The following is a 251-nucleotide window of genomic DNA, read 5'->3' on the forward strand; positions in this document are numbered from 1 at the left end:
CCACCGCACGAGGTCGCCGGTGCGGTACATACGGGAGCCCGGGGCGTCGAACGGGTCGGCGACGAAGCGTGTGGCGGTCAGTCCCGGGCGGTCCAGGTAGCCGCGGGCCAGGTTGGGGCCCGACAGGTACAGCTCGCCGGTGACACCGGGCGGTACGGGCCGCAGCCCGCCGTCGAGGACGTAGCACCGCATGCCGTCGACCGGGCGGCCGATGGGCACGGATTCGGAGGCGGGGGCGGAGTGGGCGGGTC

The 251-nt window shown here is 75.3% G+C and carries 1 protein-coding gene; it reads right to left on the bottom strand.

The window, feature by feature from the left end:
* Positions 1-251: AMP-binding protein (locus tag IH13_RS0127405; protein WP_158791324.1), on the bottom strand; the 251-nt coding region annotated here is incomplete at both ends.

Origin of the sequence: Streptomyces sp. NRRL WC-3549, from assembly GCF_000721935.1 — a bacterium.
Lineage (GTDB): Bacteria > Actinomycetota > Actinomycetes > Streptomycetales > Streptomycetaceae > Streptomyces.